The sequence below is a fragment of the Microbispora sp. ATCC PTA-5024 genome, from assembly GCF_000511135.2.
In the GTDB taxonomy this organism is placed as follows: domain Bacteria; phylum Actinomycetota; class Actinomycetes; order Streptosporangiales; family Streptosporangiaceae; genus Microbispora; species Microbispora corallina.
In genome coordinates this window covers 707,094-710,051 of record NZ_KI866523.1, presented here as the reverse complement: position 1 = coordinate 710,051, position 2,958 = coordinate 707,094, and the positions used below count along the sequence as shown (strand labels likewise).

Annotated in this window: 4 protein-coding genes and 1 tRNA gene; 1 reads left to right on the top strand and 4 read right to left on the bottom strand. The window is 68.2% G+C overall.

Annotated elements, in window-relative coordinates:
• Window positions 1–344, bottom strand: a 344-nt coding sequence (locus tag MPTA5024_RS15770) for a MarR family winged helix-turn-helix transcriptional regulator (RefSeq protein ID WP_157099587.1), incomplete at its 3' end; no start/stop codon positions are given.
• A 75-nt stretch (window positions 345–419) separates the two neighbouring features.
• Here MPTA5024_RS15770 and MPTA5024_RS15765 point away from each other — a divergent pair.
• Window positions 420–998 carry a cupin domain-containing protein gene (locus MPTA5024_RS15765; protein ID WP_063794699.1) on the top strand — a complete coding sequence of 193 codons (579 nt, stop codon included), beginning with the start codon at window positions 420–422 and terminating at the stop codon, window positions 996–998.
• 251 nt (window positions 999–1,249) lie between these two features.
• On the opposite strand, the gene MPTA5024_RS15760 is transcribed toward MPTA5024_RS15765, so the two are convergent.
• The 3 genes from MPTA5024_RS15760 to MPTA5024_RS15750 all read right to left on the bottom strand — a co-directional run.
• Window positions 1,250–1,633, bottom strand: a complete 384-nt coding sequence (locus MPTA5024_RS15760) for a VOC family protein (protein WP_036326351.1) — start codon at window positions 1,631–1,633, stop codon at window positions 1,250–1,252.
• 488 nt (window positions 1,634–2,121) lie between these two features.
• Window positions 2,122–2,198, bottom strand: a tRNA-Ile gene (locus tag MPTA5024_RS15755).
• Window positions 2,199–2,381: 183 nt separating this feature from the next.
• A partial coding sequence (locus MPTA5024_RS15750) for a DUF3566 domain-containing protein (protein ID WP_232326485.1) occupies window positions 2,382–2,958 on the bottom strand: 577 nt, incomplete at its 5' end.

The following is a 2,958-nucleotide window of genomic DNA, read 5'->3' as shown; positions in this document are numbered from 1 at the left end:
TCGGCGGGGTCGAGGCTTCGCTGCAGTAGGCCGGCGGACTCCAGGCGGTCCAGGCGGCTGGTCATGCCCGCGCGCGACATCATCAGGGCTGCCGACAGTTCCGAGGGGATCTGGGTGTACGGCGGGCCCGAGCGGCGTAGGGCGGCGAGCACGTCGAACTCCCCACGCCCGAGGCCGTGACTCGCGAGCATGTCATCCACCTGGGTCTCCACGGCGCGGGTGAGCAGCGAGAGGCGGCCCAGGAAACCCATGGCCGAAAGGTCCAGGTCAGGGCGTTCGCGCCGCCACTGCGTAAGGATCACGTCGATCGCGTCGTTGGGTTCCGGGTTCGCCTCTGCCGTCATGTCGGCTGATTCTATTCGACAGGAGATAGTTAGCAGGCGTACTATCTTGGAGCGAACTACTGCGAAGGAGTGACAGTGACAGTGATCGATCCCAACGATGCTCGGGCGGTGCTGGTAAGGGCGGGCGAGGCCGAGGTCCTCGGCGAGTTCCCGAACACGCTGGAGTTGCTGGCGGACGCTGAGACCACAGGCGGACTGGTCAGCGCGATCCGTAGCAAGATCGGCAAGAACACCGATGGGCCGCCGCCGCACTACCACAACGAGGCAGCCGAGATCTTCTACATCATCGACGGCGGCCTGCACGTCCTGACCGGGGAGCATGTCGTCACCGTGGGGACGGGCGACTTCCTGCTCGTGCCGCCTCGGACTCCGCACGCGTTCAGTACCCCCGCGCACACTGGCGTCGACATGGTGATCTTCAAGCCGGGCGCTGAGCGATTCGGCTACTTCCGGCTGGGGGATCTAGTCCGCCGGGGCGAGGCGAGCCCGCAGGAGATCCTCGACGCACAGGACCTCTACGACAACCACTTCCACCACAGCGCGGTCTGGCGCCGCTTCCGGGGTGCCGAAGCAGAGAGCCGCCTGCTCGTCCTGCCGCCGAATGACGATGCGACTCCGGGCCAGGGCAGGGACGGAGACACCCGGTGGACGTGACGGCCGTCATCCTGTCGATCGTGCTCGCGATCTCGACGCTGGCCAGTGGCACCACCAAGCTCGCGGGGACCCGCGCCATGCGTGAGGACGCGAGGCGGTTCGGCTTCTCCTACTCCGCCTACCGGCATCACCGGCCTCGCGCAGACGGCCGCTGCCTGACGGTCCGTACCCCACCCAGACGGCCGCCGCCTGACCGTCCGTACCTCGCCTGGGCCGCGGCACCGGGCGAGGTGTCCGGAGGGGGATGTTCTCTAGTCCTGGTCAAGGCAGAGGCAGAAAGGGTGGCCGGCCGGGTCCACAAGGACTCGGACGTTCTCCTGCGGCTGGGCCGTGGCCAGCGAGGCTCCCAGGGCGATGGCGTCGGCGACGGCGAAGTCGAGGTCGCCGACCTGGAAGTCGAAGTGCATCATCGGGCGCTGCCGACCATCGGCGGGCGGCCAGACGGGAGGTTGGTAATCGACGGCCTGCTGGAACACGAGGTAGACGGAACCCTGTGGAGGGACGACGATCGCCGTTCCCGGCTCCTCGTGGCCGATGGGCCAGCCGAGCAACTCGGAGTAGAACCGGGCCAAAGCGCCGGGGTCGGGTGACTCGATAGCGGCGCCCCACCACATGGTGGCGGTCCTGGATCGCATGTTCGCAGCTTGTCGCAAGGACTCTGCCACGTCTACCGAGCATCGATGACGTGAGTGCACGACACCGGACCGCACCCTGTACCAGGACCTGGCCTCGCGGTACGACAGAGGTCTCCGGCACCGTGCCGGCCATCCCGTCACGGCATGACATACGAGACGATCGTCCGTCTCTTTCTGAAGCCGACGCTCGGCCGGAATGGCGCGGTCGTTCGCGCGCATCGTGGAAGCGGAGAAGCTGCGGCCAATCCGCGTTCACGACCTGCGGCACACCGCCGCGTCCTTGCTCAAGAAGCTCGGCGTCCCTCCGCGTGACGATGGAGATCCTCGGGCACAGCCGGATCTCAGTCACGATGGAGATCTACACGCACGGAGACGGCGAGAGCCGCGAAGACGCGCTTAAGAAGATGAACGGGCTCTTCGAATGAGGCCGTCGCAGTACCCGTTGCAGCAAAACGCCCCGAAGCTTGATTGCTACGGGGCGGTTTCGGTGGTGGGGCTACCAGGACTTGAACCTGGGACCTCTTCCTTATCAGGGAAGCGCTCTAACCGACTGAGCTATAGCCCCGCGACGCGCATCGAACGTTACCGCATCCGGTTTCCGGAGGCGAATCGCCGACCGATCGAGGTAAAGCTTACCGTGTCCCTCCGGGGCTCGCGCCGCCCACCGGCGGCGGGAGCGCCCCCACCAGCGGCCGGAGCGCCCAACCGGTACGGCCGCCACCCGGGTGGGCGGCAGCCGTACGGGAGCCTACTCGGCCTCGCTGAAGGTGACCTCGACGCCGCCCACGAGGTCGGCGGACACGTTGTAGATCACCGCGCCCAGCGTGGACAGGGCCGTGATGAGCACGACGTTGAGCGCGCCGAGCAGGGCCGTGTACCCGAGGATGCGGACCGGGTCGAACCAGCCGCTGATATCCAGCGCTGTGGACGCCTTGCCGCCGTCGCCCGTCGTGAGCTGGGTGACGGCGTCGGTGATGGACGAGAACACGCCGAGGGCCGACAGGACGCCGTACAGGATGGCGACGGCCACGAACAGCACGACGAAGCAGACGAGCGCCACGACGAAGCTGAACTTCATGGCCGACCACGGCTCGATACGGCGCAGGACGAGGTGGGCCTTGCGGGGGGCGCGGACGCCGGCCTTCCTGTCCTTGCCCTGCTCGCTCTTCTTGCCGGTGCGCTCGGCCGTGCCGAAGCTGAGGCCGTGGACCGCGCCGTCCACCGGCGCGCCGTCCATGGTGGACGGGCGGGCCGGCGCCGCGGGAGCGGCGGCGGCCGCCCGAGCCGAGGCGGCGGACGGGGTGGAGGCGGACGCGGGGGCGACC

What these genes read in the sequence shown, in the direction of transcription:
- MPTA5024_RS15760 (WP_036326351.1), bottom strand. Translation starts at nt 1,633, where the DNA reads ATGCGATCCAGGACCGCCACCATGTGGTGGGGCGCCGCTATCGAGTCA.